This is a genomic window from Chthoniobacterales bacterium, assembly GCA_035274845.1.
Taxonomy (GTDB): Bacteria; Verrucomicrobiota; Verrucomicrobiia; order Chthoniobacterales; family UBA10450; genus AV80.
Map to the genome: position 1 here is coordinate 185454 of DATENU010000024.1, position 20937 is coordinate 206390.

A 20937-nucleotide genomic window follows, 5' to 3' on the forward strand; every position below is an offset into this window, starting at 1 on the left:
GGTTAATTGCTGGCGAGGGCTTTGATCGGATCGAGCCGGGCCGCGCGTCGAGCCGGAAGGTAACAGGCGAAAAAGGAAACCGCGGCGAGCACCACCGGGATCCACACGAAGGTCGCCGGATCGGTGGCGCCGACACCGAAGAGAAGGCTGGCGAGCAATCGCGTGAGCGAGAACGCGCCGATCAAGCCGATGACAATACCGGCCAGCGTGAGCGACATGCCTTGCCTGACGATTAGTTTCAAAACGTCGCGGGCCTGCGCCCCGAGCGCCATGCGAATGCCGATCTCATGCGTTCGCTGCACAACGGTTTGGGCGAGAACCCCGTAAATTCCGATCGCGGCCAGAAGCAGAGCGAGCCCCGCGAAGCCGGCGAGAAGGAACATGGAGACGCGGCGCAACGAAATCGACTTCACCAGCACCTCGTCCATGGTGGCGACATTAAAGACCGCCTGCTCGGGATCGATGGCGAGGATCTCGCGCCGGACAGTTTCAATCATGGCCGCCGGTTCGGTGCGGGTGCGGACGACCAGCGTGAGCGTCGATTGCGACTGTTGCAGCAGCGGGACATAGAGCGCGACCCCGCCGGAAGTGTCGAGTCCGTATTGCTTCACGTCCCCGACGACGCCCACCACCGTCCTCCACGGATTCTGCTGGCCTGGAGCCGAGGCATAAAACCGAACCCGTTTTCCGACCGCCTCTTCGTTCGGCCAAAATTTTCTGGCCATCGCTTCGCTCACGAGGACGGCCAGCGGGGCCTCCGCCGTATCCTCCAACCGGAGCGGCCGGCCACGAACAAGCGGAATGGCCATTGTCCGCGCATAATCCGGCGTCACGAAATAATTATCGATGTCCGGCAACTCACCGGGCGGCCGTGGTTGTCCCTCGATCTCGATCGTCCGCCGATCAAAATTATCGCCAACCGGCAAAACGCTCGTCAGGCCGGCGTCTTCGACGGCGGGCAGAGCGCGCAATCGCTGAATAAGTCGATCAAAGAATCCATTCCACTGCTCGGCCTTGGGATACTTCGCACGGGGCAGCCAGACATTCATCGTCACCAGCTGCCGGGCCTTGAAGCCTGGATTGACGTTGTTGAGCTGAACAACCGTCTTGATCAACAATCCGGCGGCGATCAACAACACCATCGCGAGCGCGATCTCGGTCACGACGAGCGCGCTTCGAAGCGGGCTGCGCATGGAACCGGCACCGGGCGTCCGGCCGCCATCGTTAAGAGTTTCATTGAGATTCACCCTCGACGCCCGCAAGGCCGGGGCTGAGCCGAACGCCACGCCGGTCAACAACGACATCACAAAAGCGAACCCCAGCACGCCGCCGTCGATCTCCACTGTGGCGAGCATCGGGACGAGGCGCGAACCCAGCGCCTCGATCGCGCTCGTGCACCACATCGCCGTCACCACCCCAAGCGCGCCGCCCGCCGTTGCGAGCAGGATGCTTTCCGTCATGAACTGCCGGATCAAACGCGATCGGCTCGCGCCAACCGCCGCGCGAATCGCCACTTCGCGATAGCGGCCGATCGACCGGGCGAGCAAAAGATTGCCGACATTCGCGCAGGCAATCAGCAATAGGAACACAACCGCTCCCAACAACATGACGAGCGCAGGCCGCGCCGGACTCACCAAATCTTCGCGGAGATTGACCAGATGAATGCCGGCGTTGGAATCGCTTTCCGGGTGCTCAGCCTGAAGCTGCTTCGCAATCAGAGCCATCTCCGCCTGCGCCCGCGCGAGACTAACCCCAGGCTTGAGCCGCGCGATGGCACGCAGATGCCGGCTGCCGCGGTCCTTTTCAGCAGGCTGTTCCGCCACCGGTCGATAAAATTCTGCCGGCGCCGGGAGCAGGCCAGTGGGCAAAGAATGGAAACTCGCCGGCAAAACGCCGATAACCGTGTACGGCCGGGCGCTGAGGGTGATGGTCTTGCCAACGATGTTCGGGTCACCGGCAAACCGTTTTTGCCAAAGAGCGTAACCCAGGACCGCGACGTAATCTTTCCCGTCCACCTGTTCTTCGGGCGTGAAGAATCGGCCCAGCAACGGCTTCGCCTGCATCACGTCGAAGAAGCCGTCGCCGACCTGGGCACCGAAAATTCGTTCGGGTTCGCCCGCACCGGTTAACACGGGACGAAAGTCCGTATACGTACTGATCTCTTCAAAGACGTGATTCCGAGCGCGGTAATCGGCGATGTCGGTCGCGGAAACCTGGCCGCGCAAGCTCCCCGCGGCTTTGTCTTCGCCCCAGACGAGAACAAGCGACTCGGGATTCTGATACGGAAGCGTCTTGAGAAGGGCAGCGTTTACGACGCTAAAGACCGCGGTGTTTGCGCCAATGCCGAGCGCTAGTGAGATGATCGCGACCGCCGTGAATCCCGGACTCTTGAAAAGCATGCGGGCGCCAAAACGAATGTCCTGGAGAAGGGTGTCCATGTCAGGGTTCCCTCAAGGCGGTGATGGGGTTGACTTTCATGGCGCGGCGCGCCGGGATGTAGGTGGCAATTGTCGCAACCGCGAGGAGCAACAGCGGGATGATCGCAAAGACGAACGGATCGGTTACGCTCACCTGGTAGAGCAGGCTGCGGAGAAGCCGGGTTAACGCGAAGGCTGCGGCCAGCCCAATGACAATGCCGGCGATTGTCGTCATCATCGAATTGGTGAAGACGAGCTTCAGGATATCCGCGCCCCGCGCGCCCAGCGCGATTCGGATCCCCATCTCGTGAGTGCGCTGGGTGACGGTGTAGGCGATCACGCCGTAAATCCCCACGGCGGCCAGCACAAGTGCGAGCCCAGCAAAGACGCCGAGCAACCACATGTTAAAGCGGCGCTGCGCCATCGAATCGGCCAGATACAATTGCATGGTCTTGATCTCGGAAACCGGCTGGTCCTTATCGAGCGCCTGGACTTGTTCGCGGAGCGTTTGGCCGAGCGCGGTCGGGTCGATCGACGAGCGCACAATGATCGTCAGCGCGGAGGTTACGCTGGAGAGATAGCCGGGAGCGCTTTGGAACAACGGCACGTAAGCCTCCGGCTTCACCTCGGCATCGACGCCGTAATTCCGCACATCGGCGACCACTCCGACGATCTCGCGCAAATCTTTCGGAGCGCCGCTCATGTCCACCCGTTTACCGATCGGGTCTTCGCCGGCGAAAAAGCGTGCCGCCATCGTTTCGTTGATGATGACGACGCCCGGCGCGGGCTCCTTGTCGGAAGGCCCAAAGGCGCGGCCTTTCAGCAGGCGCATACCCATCGCGGCAAAGTAATCCGGACTGATAACCCGATAATCGGTCATCGCCCGTTGCCCCGGCGGTGCTGGCGTTCGTCCCTCGACGTCAAACCCAGTCGAGCTGCCGCCGTTCAACGGAATGTCGGTCACGACGCCTGCGGCGCTGACTCCGGGGACGTTGCGGAGCCGCTCGAGCAGCCGATCGAAAAACGCGGTCTGTTCTTCGTGCTTCGAATACTTAGCGACCGGAAGCGAAACGAACGCAGTCAGGACATGGTCGGCCTTGAATCCGGGATCGACGGCGAGTAAACGGGCGAAGCTTCGGATCATCAACCCCGCGCCGATCAGCAGCACGAGGGAGAGCGCCACTTCCGAGATGACGAGCAACGAGCGCATCCGATGCCGCCTCGGCGCATCGCTTCCGCCGCGGCCGCTTTCTTTGAGGCCTTCGTTTAGATCGGACTTCGAGACCTGCCAGGCCGGCGCGAGGCCGAAGAGAACGCCGGTCAATACCGACACCGCAGCGGTGAAGAGAAACACGGTGCGGTTGACGCCAATCTCGGCGAGACGCGGCAGGTTCGCCGGCTTCAATGAGACGAGCAGGTCGAGGCTCCAGATGGCGAGAAGCAAGCCGACAGCGCCACCGATGATGGCGAGGAGAACGCTTTCGGTGAGAAGCAGCCTAGCGACCCGGGACCGGCTCGCGCCGAGCGCACCACGAATGGCCATTTCGCGATGGCGCGCCGCAGCCCGGGCGAGAAGCAGGTTCGCGACGTTGGCGCAGGCGATGAGGAGAACGAACGCGACCGCGCCGAGGAGCACGACGAGCATCGGTCGGACGTTGCCCACCATGTGCTCCTGGAGCGAGACGACCTTCACGCCGACACCAGTATTCGTTTGCGGATAACGTTCGGCCTGAGACTGCGCGACCGCGGTCATGTTCGCCTGGGCTTGCTTGAGCGAAACGCCCGGCTTCAAGCGCGCGACGACGTCGATGAAATTCGTATCGCGAGTGGCGCGCTCAGCAGCATTGAACGCGACCGGCGTCCAGATTTGGGCGCGCGGACTGGGAAACGCGAACCCGCGCGGCATGACGCCGATGATGGTGTAGGTCTGGTCGCTCAACGTGATCGTCTGCCGAATCGCGTTCGGATCGCCGGCGAAACGGCGTTGCCAGAATTCGTAGCTCAGGATGACGACCCGATCGCCGCCGTCACGGTCTTCCTCCGCGGTGAAATCTCGGCCGAGGACCGGTTGCACGCCGAGCAATTGAAACATGTCGCCGGAAACGCGCGCGCCGATGACACGCTCCGGTTTATCTGTGCCGGTAAGATTGAAACCCTGGCCGTTCCAGGTGGCAATGCGTTCGAAGACCTGGTTCTCGGTTCGCCATTCGAGAAAATTCGCGGGGGAGGTCGGCGCCTCGTCGAGCGTCGGTTGCGTACCGAAAACTCGGACCAGTTGTTCCGCATGGGGATAAGGCAATGGCTGAAGCAGAACCGCATTGACCACGCTGAAGATGGCGGTGTTCGCGCCAATGGCGAGGCCGATGGTGAGAATGGCAATGAAGGTAAAGGCCGGCGATTTCACCAGCATCCGAATCGCGTATCGAATGTCGTTCATAATTGCTTCGTTCGCATCATGGGACCAAGCGTAACCGTCGTGTTTCGGCACAGCGCGTATCCAGCTTTCGTCGCGGATCGGCAAAGAATTGGCGGGCCAGCCCCTCGGCGCACTGCCGGTAGTCGTTGTAGTCTCTCGCGGGCGTTGGATCCTCTATTGTAACCTGAATGTGCGCGGCATCCCTGAAGACGACGTTGGTCGCATTATCATAGAGCTTCTCGATCTCATAGCCCGCCAGTCCCGACAGGGATGCATCCAATTCCCCGGTAAAAACGAGCTGCGGCCCATCATAATCTACGTGGGAATTTTCAATCGGCTCGGCGCGCCCCGAGGGCCACAACGCGCAGGTCTTGAAATTTCCCAGCCCTACTTCCTTGCCGAGAAGAGCGCGGACGATTTCGGATTTGGCCGCCGCTTGCGCATATTCATCCATGGACTCGAACGACTTCTCCTCGTTACAGTCAATGGAGAGTTGCTGTCCCTGGTGATACTTGCCCTGAACGGGAAACGGAACCGGGAAGGGCGCGCCCTCGCTCAGGGCTTCTTGCATTCCCTTCTTGCGCTCCATCTCTTCTTGCTTTGTCATCCTTTCCTGAATCTGGACCAGGAGCTCGCCGTCACTGCGAGCCGCGGCGTCCATGTAAGTCAACAGGTTTTGGATGCGGCGTTCGAAAGTCATAAAGAAGCCGCCAAACAACCAGTCGCGGACGAAGCTGAGCACCTTGCCATCGTCCAGTCGTGTGTCCCCGATCGATAGTGGCTGCTGTCGGAGCCGGGGAATCGCGGCAAGAAAGCGGCTCCGTAACTGGGGAAACTTGGACGAGCAGGCGGCGTCGGCCGCACATTTGGAGAAGAGCTTGTTCAGCACAACCTCGGTGCCCCGAAGATCGTCGACTACTTCTTGATCTTCCGGAAGGTCGGCGCCGTCATGCACGATGGAACGAACGCTCGAGGGATAATAGCGCGCCATCGTAAGTGCCAACCTCGTGCCGTAGGAAGCTCCCCAGAGATTCCACTGCTTCGCCCCCAGGGCCTTCCTCAGCGCTTCCATGTCATTGGAACTCTGGACGCTGTTATATTGCGAAAGATCTACGCCCTGCTTAATGAACTGATCTCGGCAGGTCTTCAGCCCCTTAAACCAATCGTCTTCCGGGGGGCAGTAAAGCGCCGGATTTGATCGGCCAGCGCCCCTTTGATCGAAAAACACCCAATCCCTATCAACAACCGTGTCACGGATGCTTGCAGTTGTGACCAATCTCTCTGCAAAAACCAGGCTTGTTCCTCCAGGCCCTCCGTTCAGAAAAAGGACTGGGTTTTCCGAATCTATGTTTTTCGCCGCCTTAACGACCATGAAAGCGAGCTCGATGGATCGGCCTTGTGGATCATCGTAGTTCTCAGGCACCTTCAGCCGGCCACACGTGACAGGAAGCAGCGCCTTACTCGAATCGAATGGGCAGTCGATCTTCTCCAATGAACCTTCGACTTGGGCAGCAGGGACCGCTTTCAAAGCAATGCCGCCTAACGCCGCCGCACCGAAAATCGCGACGATAGAGTTCAGCCGGAGCGGGTGTGGTTTCATCAAAGTGGCGTTAACCGGTCATGCTCCGTGGCCGAGCGCGATCATCGGGTCGGCTTTTGTTGCGCGTAGCGCAGGGATGTAACTGGCCAGAAGTGACACTGCGATGAGCGCGAGAGTCACTCCGGCGAACGTCATCGCGTCGAAGGCGCCGACGTTGAAGAGCATTGCCTGCAAGGCGCGGCTGCTCATGACTCCGAGGACCAGTCCGGCCGCGATGCCGATCAGGACCAGCCTGGCGGCGCGGCCGATGACGAGCCGCAAGACGTCGCCGCGTTGCGCGCCGAGGGCCATTCGCACTCCCATCTCATGGGTGCGTTGGACGACGAGGAACGACATCACGCCGTAGATCCCAACGGACGCCAGAACCAGCGCGACGGCGGCAAAGACGCCGATCAACACGACCGAAAGCCGCCGCGGAGCGATCGAGTCGGCGGCCACCTGCTCGAGCGTCCGGACATTCGCGGCCGGGAGATCGGGATCCAGCCGGGTGATCTCGCGGCGAATCGCCGACGTCAGCGAACGCGGATCCTGCGAACTGCGCACGGACAGGATCATGCCGCGATAGGGCACCTGGTTGTGTGGCTGGTAATCCTCGGGCTTTGGTTCCAGGTCGAGACCCCGATGCCGCATGTCGCCCACAACGCCGACGATGGTGATCCATTTTACGTCCGGCTTGCGCGGATCGCTAAAGGTGATGCGTTTGCCGACGGCCTCCTGGTTTGGAAACCATTTTTTTGCGAACGTGCTGTTAACGATCGTCACGCCCGGGCCATCGAACTGATCGCCCTCATTAAAGAATCGGCCCTGCAAAAGCGGGACCTTCAGGACGGAGAAATATTCCGGGGTAATGTTCCGAATCTCTTCGTCGGGGAAAACTTTCTCGGCCATGTGGTCGCGGCCTTCGATCGCGAACGAGCTATCGCTGTTTGTTCCGCTCAGAGGCAAAATGCTGGTGAACGCCGCCGCTTCGACGCCCGGCAACGCTTTGATCCGCCGGGTCGCTTCCGCATAGAAATCGGCGACCGGTTTACCACGTGGATATTTCAGGAGCGGCAGCGAGACCTCCATGGTGAGCACGTTTTTGGTCTCGAAACCGGGATGCACATTTTGGAGGCGCACGAAGCTTTTCAGCAACAGGCCGGCGCCGACGAGGAGGACGAGCGCGAGCGCTACTTCGGCAATGACGAGCGCGTTGCGGAGGCGGTTCCCGCGGATGCCGGTGGTCGAGCCGCGTCCGCCTTCCTTGAGTGCTTCGGTCAATTCCGGTTTGCCGCTCGCGAGGGCCGGAATAAGCCCGATCACAATTCCAGTCCCGACAGCAGTGGCGAGGGTGACAAAGAGGACGCGCAGATCGAGACCGACCTCCGCCAGGCGCGGCACGGTTTGCGAACCGATCGAGCGGAGCAGATCAAGCCCCCAGAAAGCGAGGAGAACGCCCGTGGCTCCGCCCACCAGCGCCAGCAAAATGCTTTCCGAAAGCATCTGTCGCACGAGCTGAGTCCGGCCCGCGCCCAGGGCGAGACGGATCGCAAACTCGCGTTCCCGCGCCCCCGCCCGCGCGAGGAGCATGGTAGTGAGATTCGCGCAGGCAATCAACAGAACCATCACCACCGCTCCGAGCAGAATCATCAGGGCCGGCCGCATCCCGCCGATGACCAGATCGTGCATCGGATAAATTGTGGCGCCGAACTTCGTGGACGGTTCGTAATTGTCCGGGTAGAGCGGGTGCCAGTTGGCTACGATGGTGTTCGCCTCGGCCTGCGCCTGCGCGAGGGTCCTTCCCGGTTTCAGGCGACCGACCACGCCGTAGCTGCGCGAACCGCGCGATTCGAGCTCGTTTTTCGTAAATGCGATCGGCTTCCAGATATCCGCCCGCTCGGAAAAGGTTCCGCCCTGTACGCCGAAAAGAGGCAACGGGAATTCGAACTTCGCCGGCATGATGCCGACGACCGCATAGCTCTTGCCGTTAATCAGCACCTGCGAGCCGATGAGCTGCGGATCGGAATTGAAGCGCCGCCGCCAGAGCCGCTCGCTGACCATGACGACGTTGTCGTTGCCTTCGCCGAACTCGCTGTCGCTGAAGACGCGCCCTTTGATCGGCGTAACCCCAAGGAGCGGAAACAGGCTCGGCGTCACCACCGCGCCCGAGATCCTTTCCGGCATGTCGCCGCCCGTCAGATTGAAATCCGCGAAGTTGAAGGCAGCGATTCGTTCATAACTTTGCGTCTGCTTTTCCCAATCGAGATATTCCGGAGCCGAGACCGGAATTTGATCGAGCCCCTGCCCGCTGAATTTTTCGAAAAGCAAAACGAGATTCCCCGGCGCCTTGAACGGCAGCGGACGGATCAGGAGCGCGTTAACCAGGCTGAACACCGCTGTGTTCGCCGCGATCGCAAGCGCGATGGTGACGACAGCCACGAGGGCGAACCCCGGGGTTTTGGCAAGACTGCGAAAGGCGAGACGGAGTTGATTCATATGGTAGGGACGCCGCGCCGCGGCGTCCGCGAGGTGGAGTTAATCGTTTGAGTTGAATTCGAGCGACGGACGGCGCAGCGCGCCGTCCCTACCACGGGCGCGTTATTCATAGCGCAGCGCCTCCATCGGATCCAAGCGCATGGCCGCGCGCGCCGGCAGGTAACACGCCGCGAGTCCGACTAAGAACAGGATCACCGGCACGAGGGTGAAGCTCGGCGGATCGTGCGCAGAAATTCCGTTCAGGCTTCCGGACAAAAGCTGGGCGAGAAAAAACGCGCTGATGAAGCCAATGACGAGGCCGGTCAGAATCAGCCGCAAACCCTGGCCGGTGACGAGCCGCAACACATCACCGGTCTGGGCGCCGAGCGCCATCCGCACCCCGATTTCCTGGGTTCGTTGCCGAACGGAATAGGCCATTACGCCGTAAAGTCCGAGCGACGCGAGAAAGAGCGCAAGCCCCGCGAAAATGGTAAAGAGCGTTCCGAAAAAGCGCCGATCCCAGAACGATTGCGCGACCACTTCGTCCATGGTGAGGACGCGATAGATGGGAAGGTCCTTGTTTACCGACAGCACCGTATTGCGCGCCAGGTTCGAGAACTTGGCCGGATCGGTTTTCGTCCGCACCATCACGGACATGAAACGGCTCGGCACCTGGTCCTGCGGAAAATAAACCGACGGTATTTTGGCCCTCTTGGTCAGTTTGTCGTAAACGACGGGTCGGACGATTCCGACAATGGTCGACCATTTCGGCGGTTCGCCCGCTTTGTCGAGGAACCGGAGCTGATGGCCGATTGGATCGTCGTTGGGAAACCAGGCACGGGCGCCATCTTCGTCGATCAACACCACCCGCGGCGCGTCCTTGGTGTCGGCGACCGTGAAATCGCGACCGCGGAGAAGCGGGACGTGAGCGGTTTGCAAATAGCCCGGCGTGATACTCAACTGCCGCATCTTTCTTGCGTCCTGGAGTTGTTTCGGCTCCGGCTCGCCGTCCAGGATAAATAGGCTCACGCCGATGTTGCCCGAGGCGGGAAGCGAAGTGGTGGCGCCCGAGGCTTCCACGCCGGGCAGGGCCGCAAGTTTCGGAATCAGCTGGGCGAAGAAACGCGGCGCGGCTTCGCTTTCCGGGAACTGCGCCTCCGGCAAACCGACGCGGAACGTGAGCGTGCGCGACGGGTCGGCGCCAATGTCGGTCTTCTGCAAAAACAGGAAGCTGCGCATCATCAGGCCCGCGCCGATAAGAAGAACGAGCGCAAGCGCGACCTCAGCGACGACGAGCGAGTTGCGCATCCGCTGGCCTTTGGCGCCCCCGGCCCCGGTGCGCCCACCTTCCTTAAGCGCATCGACGAGCTGCGGGTTCGAAGCCTGGAAGGCGGGAACCACTCCGAAAAGGAAGCTGGAGAGAGCGCCGATGCCGAGCGCAAACGAAAACACGCGCCAATCGAAATCGAATCGGATCCAGTACGGAACTTCGTTCGGCAACGCCGTCAGCATCAAGTCCACGCCCCAGACGGCAAAGAGCAATCCGAGAGCGCTGCCGATCATTCCGAGGACAAGACTTTCGGAGAGCAATTGGCGAACGATCTGGCGACGAGAAGCGCCAAGCGCCAGGCGGATCCCGATTTCCTTGGCGCGGGTTGCGCCGCGAGCGAGAAGAAGATTCGCGACGTTCGCGCACGCGATCAGGTGGACGAAGAGGACCGCGCCCATAACGAGCAACGTCAGCGTTTTGAAATTGTGCACGCTCTCTTCCCGGAACGAATTGACGTGCACGCTAACGCCGGTGTTCGTGTCGGGATGTTGCGCCGCGATCCGGGCCGTGATCGCTTCGAGTTCCGCACGCGCCTGCTCGATCGAAACGCCCTTCTTCACCTTGCCCATGCAATCGAGGAAGAAATTGCCGCGCGGATTAGCTTTCTCGTCCAACTGGAGCGGCATCCAGATGTCGCAGATTTCGGGGAACCGCCAGCCTTTCGGCATGACGCCGATGACGGTCACCTGCTTGCCGTTGATCGGAATGGTCTTGCCGACGACTCCTTTGTCGCCGGCGAAATGTTCCTGCCAGACCTGATAGCCGATCAGCGCGACTGGCGGCGCGTTCAGTTCGTCTTCTTCGGGCCGGAACAGCCGGCCGAGAATCGGTTGCACGCCCATGAACGAAAAGGCGTCCGCGGAAATCTGTCCGCCGAGATAACGTTCCGGCTTATCGCCCCCCGTAATGATAAAGGTCGCTTCCTGGACCGCCGCGATCCCATCGAGGGTGGTCGCGTTTTTCTTCCACTCCAGGTAATCGGGGAACGCCGTGCCGTTGTCATGGCCGGGGTCTTTGGTGAAAAACTCCGAGACGGCGACCAGGCGGTCCTGGTCCTGGAGGTACGGCATCGGCCGGAGGAGGAGCGCGTTGATCGCCGAGAACATCGTGGTCGACGCGCCGATTCCGAGCGCGATCGCCAGGACCGCAATCATCGTAAACCCCGGGGTCTTCACGAGCATCCGACACGCGTATCTAAGATCTCGTACCATCAGACCGGACCCCAGGGTTGCTTACATGGAGATCGAGAGCCTCCAGCTTCCGTAGCCGCCTAATGTGGGAGGGGCCGGCTGGCCCCGACGAATCGCCGCACCAAGGCGGCTCCCACATTGGGCAGGCGCTCCGCAGATCAGCGAAGCGGCTACAGAAGACATAACTGATTAACTAACCAGACTTGTTAGGCGGCCATCCGGTCTTCGACCACGCGGCCGTCGAACAGATGAATGGTGCGGTCCGCATGCTCCGCAAAACGGGTGTCGTGCGTGACCATGCAAATCGTCGCCCCACCGTCGTGCAGTTCCTTGAGCAGCGCCATCACCGCCTCGCCGTTGCGCGAATCGAGGTTACCCGTCGGTTCGTCCGCGAGGAGAATCGCCGGCTTGCCCGCGAGGGCGCGAGCGACTGCGACGCGCTGTTGCTGACCGCCCGAAAGCTGGCTGGGCAAATGCTTGGCGCGATGCCCCATGCCGACGCGCTCGAGAGCTTCGAGCACGAAACCCTTGCGGTCGCTGGAACCCATCCCGCGATAGGTCAGCGGCAATTCCACGTTCTCATAAACGGTGAGATCGCCGATCAGGTTGAAGCTTTGGAAAATGAATCCGATCTCGCGATTCCGGATCCGGGCGCGGTCGGGAAACGAAAGGTTCGCCACCTCGGTCCCCTTGAGCGAGTAGCTGCCGCCGGACGGCGTGTCCAGCAATCCAAGAATGGAGAGCAGCGTTGATTTGCCGCAGCCCGACGGCCCGGCAATGGAGACATATTCGCCGGTCCGGATATCCAGGTGGATGCCCGAAAGCGCGTGGGTTTCCACTTCATCCGTCAGGAAGACTTTGGTGACGCCGTCGAGATGGATGAGTGTGTTGTTGCCGTTCCCGCCGGTGCTGCGGGCCGGTTGTTCGTTGATGGTTTCAGTTGAGGCCATGATGTTGGTTTGGGTCGTTAGCTGCGTTGTCGTGGTTAGTTATCAGTTAAGGCGGATGCGCTCGTGAGCGTCCATTGAACTGGTGTCGGAAAGAATTACCTGATCGCCGGGCTCGAGCCCGTTGATGATCTCGATCGTGTTGACGGAGCTGCGGCCAAGCTTGACCGGCGTCCGAACCGCTTCGGAAGTGCCGGCGACGAGTTTGAAAATGCCAACCGTGTTGTTTTCCTGGCCGAAAGCCGGCCGGCCGACGTAGATCACATTATCTAGACGTTCCAGTTCGATCGTTCCGTCTACACTAAGATCGGGACGCGCCCCTTTTGGCAGCTCGCCGTCAATCGCCACGTCCACCGTTACCGTCCCCTGCTCTACCGCGGGGTCGACCCGGATCACGTGTCCGGCTACGACGCCGTTGCGGGTGTCGATCGAGGCGACCTGGGCGTTCTGGATATCCTTCGCCTGTGTTTCGGCGATCTTGACCTGCGCCTTGAGTTTCGTCGGGTCTGCCACCCGGGCCAGGTTATCGCCCGGCTTGATCCGCTGGCCGACCTGCACCGGCAATTGCTGGAGAACGCCAGTCATGCCGGCTTTCACATGTAACTGCTGCACCTGGTCCATCTTCAGTTTCGCAAATTCCTTCGCCTGATCGACGGCCGCCTGTTTCGACGCGATCTGGGGCTCGATCGAGCTGCGCGAGAATTCGAGACGCTTGGTTTCGATCTTATCGCGGTTCTCGAGCTCCGCTTCCTTTACCTTCGAGGTCTTGTAAACGAGCTCGGAGACCAGGCCGTTTTTCGCGAGCTGATCGTTGGTTTGGCGCTCCATCTTCGCCTGTTCGTATTCGGAATGAACGCGCGCCGTGATCGATTCCTGGTCGAGCAGCTCCCGCTGCAGTGTTGCCCGCAACGTGGTCAACTCGGCCTCCACCGCTTTCGCTTTCGACTCGGCGTCGCCGGCCGCCTGTTCAAGCTCAGGACTCGTCAGTTCCAAAATCACGCTGTCCGGCGTGACGTCCGTGCCGGGCCAGATCACGATTTTCTCGACCCGGCCGTCGGTGTTCGCCGCGATCCAGCGAATATCGACCGGCACGAGCGTGCCGAGACCGCGGACCTGCCGGACCATCGGCCCGCGCTTCACCGTATCGATCCAGACGGTCGAGCGATCGATGCTCGGCACCGCCGGTTTCAGGCGGGAGAGAAGAAAAGTAACGACGATCAGTCCGAGGACGGAAGCCGCGATATAGATGATGCGTTTCTGCCGTTTCTTTTTCGCTACCCCGGCGCGTGGCACATCCATGGAATTGCTAGGCTGGGTGAAACCGGATGGCCGCACAATGGTGTTTTCGGCTTTGGCTCCTGAGGCTTGGGTCATGGTAATCTCCGCGGTTAGAGGGCCGCGACCGAACGAACGAGATGAACCAGCGCCATGGCGGTGTAAATCAGCGGCACGGCGACCGTCATCACGATTACGCCGAAGAACGCGGCCTCGGTGGCAAATATCGAGCGTGCTTCGTTCATAAAGTATTCGCGGCTGATGGCGCGAATGGAGGCACGGCGCGAATCGTAGCCGCGTCCGCGGCTCGGCATCGAGGAAACCTGATAACCGAAGTCAGTCTTCGGCATGCGGAGGCCATTGCGTTCGTTGAAATGATTTGTGGGTTTCATATTCGTCCTGCTCTAGTGGGATGCGTCGTTGGGGCGACTTGGATTCAAGTTTTTGTGTGGTCGCCGCCCCCCTATTGCAATGCCCGTGCCACGAGGAAAAACAAAGTTATAAATGCCTTTTCCTAAAGTGGTTATGCAGACACACCAAAAACCGCTCTCCCCGGAAAAGCTTCGGTTGTGGGATTCCACTGTCCCGAATGTGGGACGGCGAAATCCTCATTTTCCTCGTGATCGTGCTCGTGCTCGTGATCGTGCTCGATCCCTCTCGATTTCGATCACGAGCAGGAGCACGAGCACGATTACGAAATGTCGCGGCGCACAGGCCGCTCCCACATTCTATTTCGGCAGCCGAAGTAAGGCTTCACATCCCGGCCCTGCGCGATTAGCCAGCGTCAACGATCCCCCATGCGCTTCCGCGATCTGCCGGCTCAGCGCCAAACCGATTCCCGAGCCGCCCGGTTTCGTGGTGAAAAACGGCACGAACAAATTCGTCGGATTCATAATGCCCGGTCCGGTGTCGCGGACGAAAACTTCCACGCACTCCGCCAGGTCGCGCCATCCCGCCGTGACTGTGCCGGCGGTTTCGAGCGCAGCTTCCGCGGCGTTATGCAGCAGGTTGATGAGCAATTGTTCCAATTGCGCCGCGTCAGCCTCGACCATCACTTCTGCCCCCTCCACGACACGAACGGCGATCCGCGTTTCCAGGCTGGCCACCCGCTTCACCAGCTCCCCGAGATTGACCGGCTCCTTCAACGGAGAGGGCAGTCGCGCCAGCCGCGCATACGCTTGCATGAATCGGCTGAGCGATTCGGCGCGAGTCGCGATAATGTTCAAACCGCTGCGCGCATCGTCGCGCCAGTCCGCTGGCGGCGGGTCGCGGCGAATGAGGGTCTCGAGGCTGCCGGCGATCGATTTGATCGGCGCCAGCGAATTGTTCATTTCGTGGCCGATCACGCGGACGAGGCGCTGCCACGCGTTGCGTTCTTCCTCGCGCAGGGTCCGGCTCAGGTCGGTCAGCACCAGTAGTTCGTGCGGCAAACCACGTTCGCGAAAGGAGCTGCGCTTGACGCCCCAGCGCCCGGCGCCGCCGGGAAAGGTCAGGGTAAGCGGCGCGTCCTGGTCGGCATCCAGGCAGACTTCCAACCCTAGATCTTTCGATCGGCGGCCGAGCAGCTTGTCCATCGGATGGCCTAACAAATCTTCGCCCGCCCGGTTTACCAGGCGGAGCCGGCGATCGGGATCGAAAGTGAAAACCGCCACGTCGATCTCCGCCATGATGGTGCGAAGCAGCGCGGTCGCCTCGAACGCGCCCAGCCGCTGTAAACGCAGGGTCTCGCCAAGCGCGTTGATTTCCATGAGCGCTTCGCCGAGCGCGTCATCGGCCCGGGCACCGCGGGCCCGGATGGAATAGTCACCCTCACGGAGCGCCGCCAGGAGATTGGTCATCGTCTGCAAAGGCCGAACGATGTGTTCCCGCGCATTCATGATGAAAGTCAGCGCGGCCCCGGCGATGAAAAGCGTCAGGGTCCATTGCACCTTGGCGGTGTGATCGCCGAACCAGAGAAGAATCAAGGCCACGATCGCGGCCGGAGCCGCCGCGCCAAGCGTAAGCCAGGTCAGCCGGCCCTCGTGCGTGAGGCGGTGCCGCAGCTTCTTGATCGTTTTCTTCATCTGCGCGCGAAGCAGCCGGGGCCACTACCGCTACGCCTAAAGACCATACTGTTGCAAGCGCCGATAAAACGCGCTCCTGCTCAGGCCCAGCGCTTCCGCCGCTTTCCGCGCGTTGCCGTCGAAACGCGAGAGCGCTTTTTTGATCAGGAAAGATTCCACTTCCTCCAGGCTCATGTCTTCCAGACGCGGCGTGTCTGAAATTCCACTTGTTAGGCCAAGATCGTTCGCTTTCACTTGCTGGCCCTGCGTCATCAGGACGGCGCGCTCGATGACGTGATCCAGCTCCCGGACGTTGCCCGGAAAGTGGTGCTGCATCAGAACGTCGCGCGCTTTTTCTTCGAAACCGGTCAGCGTTTTCCGATATCGCTTTGCGTGTTGGCGGAGAAAATTGTTGGCCAGCGGCATGATGTCTTCCCGCCGCTCCCGCAACGGCGGCAGTGCGATTTCGATCGTATTCAGCCGGAAGAGCAGGTCCTGGCGGAAACGTCCCTGGGCTACTTCCTCATGCGGATTCGCATTCGTTGCCGAGATGATCCGCACGTTCGCCTTCAACGTTTTCGAAGAACCCACTCGCTCGAACTCGCCGGTCTCGATCACCCGCAGCAGCTTCGCTTGCTGGTTCATCGGCACGTTCGCGATCTCATCCATGAAGAGCGTGCTCTCGTCCGCCAGCTCGAAGCGTCCCGCCCGGTCCGTCTTCGCGTCGGTAAACGCCCCTTTTACGTGCCCGAAAAGTTCGCTCTCGAAAATTCCCTCCGACAACCCGCCCATGTTCACCGTGATCATGGTGTGCGAGGCGCGGTTCGACAGGGCGTGGATCGCCCGCGCCACCAGTCCCTTGCCCGTCCCGTTTTCCCCCGTGATGAGCACGTTCGCGTCCGACGGCGCCACCCGCGAAATAATCTCCAGCACCGGCCGCATCCGGGGCGATTCCGCGATGATGTTCGGCGCGTTGCCGCGCAACAATTGATTCGCGGCCTCGAGCCGTCGTCCTTTCCGCAACGCTCCCGCCAGCTCGATTTGCGTCCGCACCACCGCCATCAGACGATCGTTGTCCCACGGTTTCGGAATGAAATCGCGCGCGCCGCGCTTCATCGCTTCCACCGCCAGATCGATTGTCGCCCACGCCGTCATCACCACGATCGGCAGCGTATTATCGAGCGCCTGGATTTTCGGGATCACCTCCAGCCCCTCCTGCCCCGAGGTCGTGTCCCGGGTGTAATTCAGGTCCATGATCAGGAGCGCGTAATCCTTCTTCTCCAGCGCCTGAAAAATCCCCGCGAGCGACGTCACCGCCTCCGTCTGGTGCCCCTCCCCCTTGAGCAAAATGCGCAATGCCTCCAGGACATCGTTCTGGTCATCCGCAATCAGAATCCTGCTCATCCGCTAAACGATGAACCGCGTTTCTGGTGTGCTGTCAATTCCGGTGGCGTGAGGCGCAGCCTTTTACGCCGTTTACGCCAGGATCCGATTGTGAAATAATGTCCTCTGTGAGCACGCGCGAGTTAATCGAGAAAGAGATCTCTACCTTGCCCGAGAATTTGCAGCGCAAGGTCTATGATTTCGCTGTGCGTCTCAAGAAGAGCCGAGGCGACGAATCGCTCAAAGGGGCAGAATTCAGCGAATCTGTTCTATCCCGTAATTGGAACTCCCCAGACGAGGATGCCGCGTGGGCAAACCTGTAGCCGGAGAAGCCGTCGTATTTCCGTTTCGGCAAACGGACTTGAAAGCGGGCAAACGCACGCCTGCATTAGTGCTTGTCGATCTTCCGGGCGACGACGTGATTCTCTTTGCCAGGTCACGAAGCCGCGCCAGATCTGATGGATCGTCAGTCGCATTGGACCCTGCCGACTTCGGACGTGGAAAGCTCAATCAAACGAGCTCTATCCGTCCCCAACGGCTGTTCACCGTCGAGCAAAGCATGATTGTGTATTCAGCCGGGAAGGTGAAGGGAACAAAGCTCGCTGAAGTTCTGGCGAACGTGCAAACGCTGTTCGCATAAAACGACTCCACGATGCCTGCGACCGAAAACCAGCGCCTCGCTTTCCGCGATAAGTTTAGAAGCCTTCACTACGAGGCTTTCCAGTCGTGGTTCGAAGAACTTATGCGGGCGGTCCATTCGGTGGGGGACTTTCAAGCCGTGCGAAAAACGCAGGGCGACGGTGGACTCGACGGCTTCGTCATCAGTTCACAAATGGTTTACGCCGTTTATGCTCCGGCCCGGAGAAAAGAAGACCGAGACTCTGAGACTGCGGCAAAGATACGGACAGATTTTGAGAAGGCTGCCACGACACTAGCAGGCAGACTGAAAACTTGGGTATTCGTCCACAATCATCCTGAGGGCAAACTCGGAAAGCGATCGACAACCGCGGTGGCCGAGCTCAGACGCCTGCATCCTCCTATCGGGATCAGCGTGCTCGGCATTAACGAGCTGTGGGAAAAGCTGGCAGAGCTGCCGGCCGACAGACTCAGGCAATTATTTGGCGAATTTCCTCAGTCAGAACCCCGCTGGCGTTCGCCGGATCCAGAAATCCCTGCGCGCATCAAGAAGCTATTAGACGCGGCAAAAGCCCTTGCGGACGCGGATCGCTTTACCGAGGCGATTCCAATTCTTAAAAAGGCATTAAGTGCTGCGATTCGCTCGAAGCACGAATTGGCTGAAGCCAAAATTCGAATCCGGATTGGCCACGCCCTATTTGAAGGACGTGAGGACTACGCGGGAGCGCAAGAGCATTTCCGCAGGGTTCTCGAATTGGCCGGAGAATCACCGTCTACAATACGCCACGCCGCGCTGCACGGTCTTGCTGACATGCTGCTGTGGGCTGGAAAATTGGACGAGGCAGAGGCGGTCATTCACAACTCGTTAGAAATCGCAAAAGTACTCGGTGACCAGGATGCTGCCGCGCGTTCACTCATTTCACTTGCCCTATTGGAACGGAGTCTTGGCCGCGCCGAAACAGCAGAGACGCATCTGGGCGATGCCATTCGGACTTTTCACCAATTCGCGCTGACGTTGAAGGGCGAGAAGCGTCAAAAAAACGCCCATGTGCTTGCGGTATGCTATCAAAACAAAGCCCAACTCAAACGCGACGATGGCAAGTTAGAGGAAGCTCTTGCGCTCTACGCCAAGGTGGAAGAACTCCACCGCGAGTCAGGTGACAGACTGAACTCCGGCAAGCTTCATCTCCTCACCGGGAGGCTTTATTGCGCAAACGCTGACGCGGAGTCTGGATTTCAGAGTTTCAAGAGGGCGATGGAAATGTTCTTGGAACTGAACAACACACTCTGGATAGCGCGAACCACAGCATCGGTCGCACGACTGTTTGCTCAACACGAACGCTGGGAAGAAGCTGCGAAAGCTGCTCTTGCAGCGAAAAATGGGTTCGAAGAGGCGAATGCAGGAGAGGAGCTTGTGGAGAGTCTCTTGTTCGCCGCAGACGTCTTCGCTCAATTAGTCAAAGCGGGATTCCGCGAAAACGTCCGAAAGCAAATTTACGATCTCTGCAAGAGCGCGCCGGAGGCACTAAAGGCTCAAGTGGCTGCAAAAATCACAGGTCAGATGGACCGAGTTCATGCCGAGATCGATGAGAAGGTGCGAACAGATGAGGCAATCGGTGGTTTTATAAGCGACGCACGGACGCTGGCCGAAAAGGAGGGACTTCATGAGGAACTGGCCGAATGTCTTCTAGCGGAGATCCGCCTGCTGACTCGAAAAGAGGACAAGGAGCAGCGGCAACAAATTTTGGAGGCTGCAATCGCGGTTCTGAAAAAGGCTCTCGACGCGACTAGCGTACCGAAACGTCGTGGTCACCTCATGGGAGAACTCAGTGCGCTTTTTCGCAGGCTTGGAAGCAGAAGGGAATCCATGTTATGGCTTCGGCGCGCTGGCGAAATCTTTGAGCAATCAGGTGATGTTTTCGGGTTGGCCAACTTTCACGGCTCGCTGGCCGAGCTACATAGAGAAAATGGAAGCTTGGAAGATGAAATCGCTGCCCACAAGAGGGTCCTCGAACTGACTGAAGGCAGGTCATTTCACCACCTCGCCGCTGGGACCCGGATTAACCTTGCTGCTTCATTGCGATTTAGTGGCGACTTTGACAACGCACTGGCGCTTCTCGCGGAGGCGGAAGCGATCTGCGAGCGGCATCGAATTAAAGATTTCATCCCGGCGATTGCCAGAAACCGGAGCGATATAGAGACAGAACAGAGAGCTGGGCAAGCGGCGGCGCATACGCTCCCGCAAATGCTTTGCAGTCTTCAGCAGTTAGTGCGGTACAAACCGGAGAATACTGTCGCTTACTTGGCGTTTTGGTATTTCGCTTGGAAGACTGAACTCATGGCCGTCCTTCGTGCGGGGCCCGGGATTTCGCTCATGCTTGTCACGGATGACGTGTCGCAGTTTATGGAATTTGCGGCGAAGTTCAGCAACCTCGCTGACCATTTCTTGATGGCGACGACTCGAAAACCCACTGTGGCGGCAGAGGAGCAGGTTCTCCCAATACCGCCAGCTTGGCGGTTTCCTGCAAGTTTTCCATTTCTAGGAATTCGGCAGGTCAAAGCACAGTCAACCGAAGAAGAACCGAACGCGCAAGCAGAGGTAGATGCCGGACCGCCAACCGTCCGATTGTCTGGCCCGGCAACGATGCTGCCGCCATACATGTTTGTGTCTGTTCCGTCCAAAGTACCCGGAGAAGGGCACGTGTCCGCGCTTAGCGTTCCTCGTCTGCCGCAGGAAGCAATTGACCTCATGACTCGCCGTCCAATTAGGGAGCTGGTTCGCCGCCGGGCCCTTTGGTTTCCGTCGCCGCGATTCGATTCAAAGGATGTCTTCCTGACCGATTTACGTGTCGCTCACGAGCGCGACGTGTTCCCCGTTTATTATAATCGCCTCCCGAGTTCCGACGCAGTGACCGCGATCGCGGCGGTAGCGATTCCGATTCCTGCCTCAGTCTTGAAAACCGGCGGGCACAAACTGGCCGACAAATGGAAGCGTGCGCTTTTGAAAATCACACGACTCGGAAAGGACGAGGCACGGATGGCCCTTCTCGACCTTCCCGATGCGTTATCTAATGATACTGGCAGCGAGGCTGCATCACTTCTCGAGGTCCATCTCTTCGAGTTCACTGAAATTGCTCGCAAAGTGATTCGTCCGGCGATTCTAGTCCGCGGGAGAATGGTGTCGCCCCAGCCTAAGAGTTGAAGATCACAGTTTCCAAAATCGAATGCGACTTTGTCGGGCCATGGC

At 59.8% G+C, this 20937-nt stretch carries 13 protein-coding genes; 3 read left to right on the plus strand and 10 right to left on the minus strand.

Annotated features, from left to right (window positions below; genetic code table 11):
• Window positions 1-2: 2 nt before the first annotated feature.
• The 10 genes from VJU77_18800 to VJU77_18845 all read right to left on the minus strand — a co-directional run bounded on the left by VJU77_18800 (window position 3) and on the right by VJU77_18845 (window position 17075).
• A complete protein-coding gene (locus VJU77_18800) occupies window positions 3-2438 on the minus strand; it encodes an ABC transporter permease (protein HKP05405.1) in 2436 nt (811 codons plus the stop codon).
• A gap of 1 nt (window position 2439) precedes the next feature.
• Window positions 2440-4854: an ABC transporter permease gene (locus VJU77_18805; protein HKP05406.1), complete on the minus strand. Its 2415-nt coding sequence runs from the start codon at window positions 4852-4854 to the stop codon at window positions 2440-2442.
• 16 nt (window positions 4855-4870) lie between these two features.
• The gene (locus VJU77_18810; protein ID HKP05407.1) at window positions 4871-6433 is read right to left on the minus strand and encodes an alpha/beta fold hydrolase; all 1563 of its coding nucleotides are present in this window, start codon (window positions 6431-6433) and stop codon (window positions 4871-4873) included.
• A gap of 18 nt (window positions 6434-6451) precedes the next feature.
• A complete protein-coding gene (locus tag VJU77_18815; protein ID HKP05408.1) occupies window positions 6452-8908 on the minus strand; it encodes an ABC transporter permease in 2457 nt (818 codons plus the stop codon).
• Window positions 8909-9010: 102 nt separating this feature from the next.
• Window positions 9011-11428: an ABC transporter permease gene (locus tag VJU77_18820; protein ID HKP05409.1), complete on the minus strand. Its 2418-nt coding sequence runs from the start codon at window positions 11426-11428 to the stop codon at window positions 9011-9013.
• A gap of 185 nt (window positions 11429-11613) precedes the next feature.
• Complete coding sequence (locus VJU77_18825) at window positions 11614-12357, minus strand: ABC transporter ATP-binding protein (GenBank protein ID HKP05410.1); 744 nt, start codon at window positions 12355-12357, stop codon at window positions 11614-11616.
• 42 nt (window positions 12358-12399) lie between these two features.
• A complete protein-coding gene (locus tag VJU77_18830) occupies window positions 12400-13728 on the minus strand; it encodes an efflux RND transporter periplasmic adaptor subunit (GenBank protein ID HKP05411.1) in 1329 nt (442 codons plus the stop codon).
• Window positions 13729-13742: 14 nt separating this feature from the next.
• Entirely contained in the window at window positions 13743-14021 is a 279-nt protein-coding gene (locus VJU77_18835; GenBank protein ID HKP05412.1) for a hypothetical protein, read from the minus strand.
• Between the two features lie 336 nt (window positions 14022-14357).
• Entirely contained in the window at window positions 14358-15692 is a 1335-nt protein-coding gene (locus tag VJU77_18840) for an ATP-binding protein (GenBank protein ID HKP05413.1), read from the minus strand.
• 36 nt (window positions 15693-15728) lie between these two features.
• On the minus strand, window positions 15729-17075 hold the full coding sequence (locus tag VJU77_18845) for a sigma-54 dependent transcriptional regulator (protein ID HKP05414.1): 1347 nt from the start codon (window positions 17073-17075) through the stop codon (window positions 15729-15731).
• 107 nt (window positions 17076-17182) lie between these two features.
• On the opposite strand from VJU77_18845, the gene VJU77_18850 reads away from it, so the two are divergent.
• From VJU77_18850 to VJU77_18860, 3 genes are read left to right on the plus strand one after another with little or no spacing between them, the layout of a single operon-like run.
• Window positions 17183-17377, plus strand: a complete 195-nt coding sequence (locus VJU77_18850) for a hypothetical protein (protein HKP05415.1) — start codon at window positions 17183-17185, stop codon at window positions 17375-17377.
• 38 nt (window positions 17378-17415) lie between these two features.
• Complete coding sequence (locus VJU77_18855; protein HKP05416.1) at window positions 17416-17694, plus strand: hypothetical protein; 279 nt, start codon at window positions 17416-17418, stop codon at window positions 17692-17694.
• A 12-nt stretch (window positions 17695-17706) separates the two neighbouring features.
• Window positions 17707-20892, plus strand: a complete 3186-nt coding sequence (locus VJU77_18860) for a tetratricopeptide repeat protein (protein HKP05417.1) — start codon at window positions 17707-17709, stop codon at window positions 20890-20892.
• The last annotated feature ends 45 nt before the right edge of the window (window positions 20893-20937 follow it).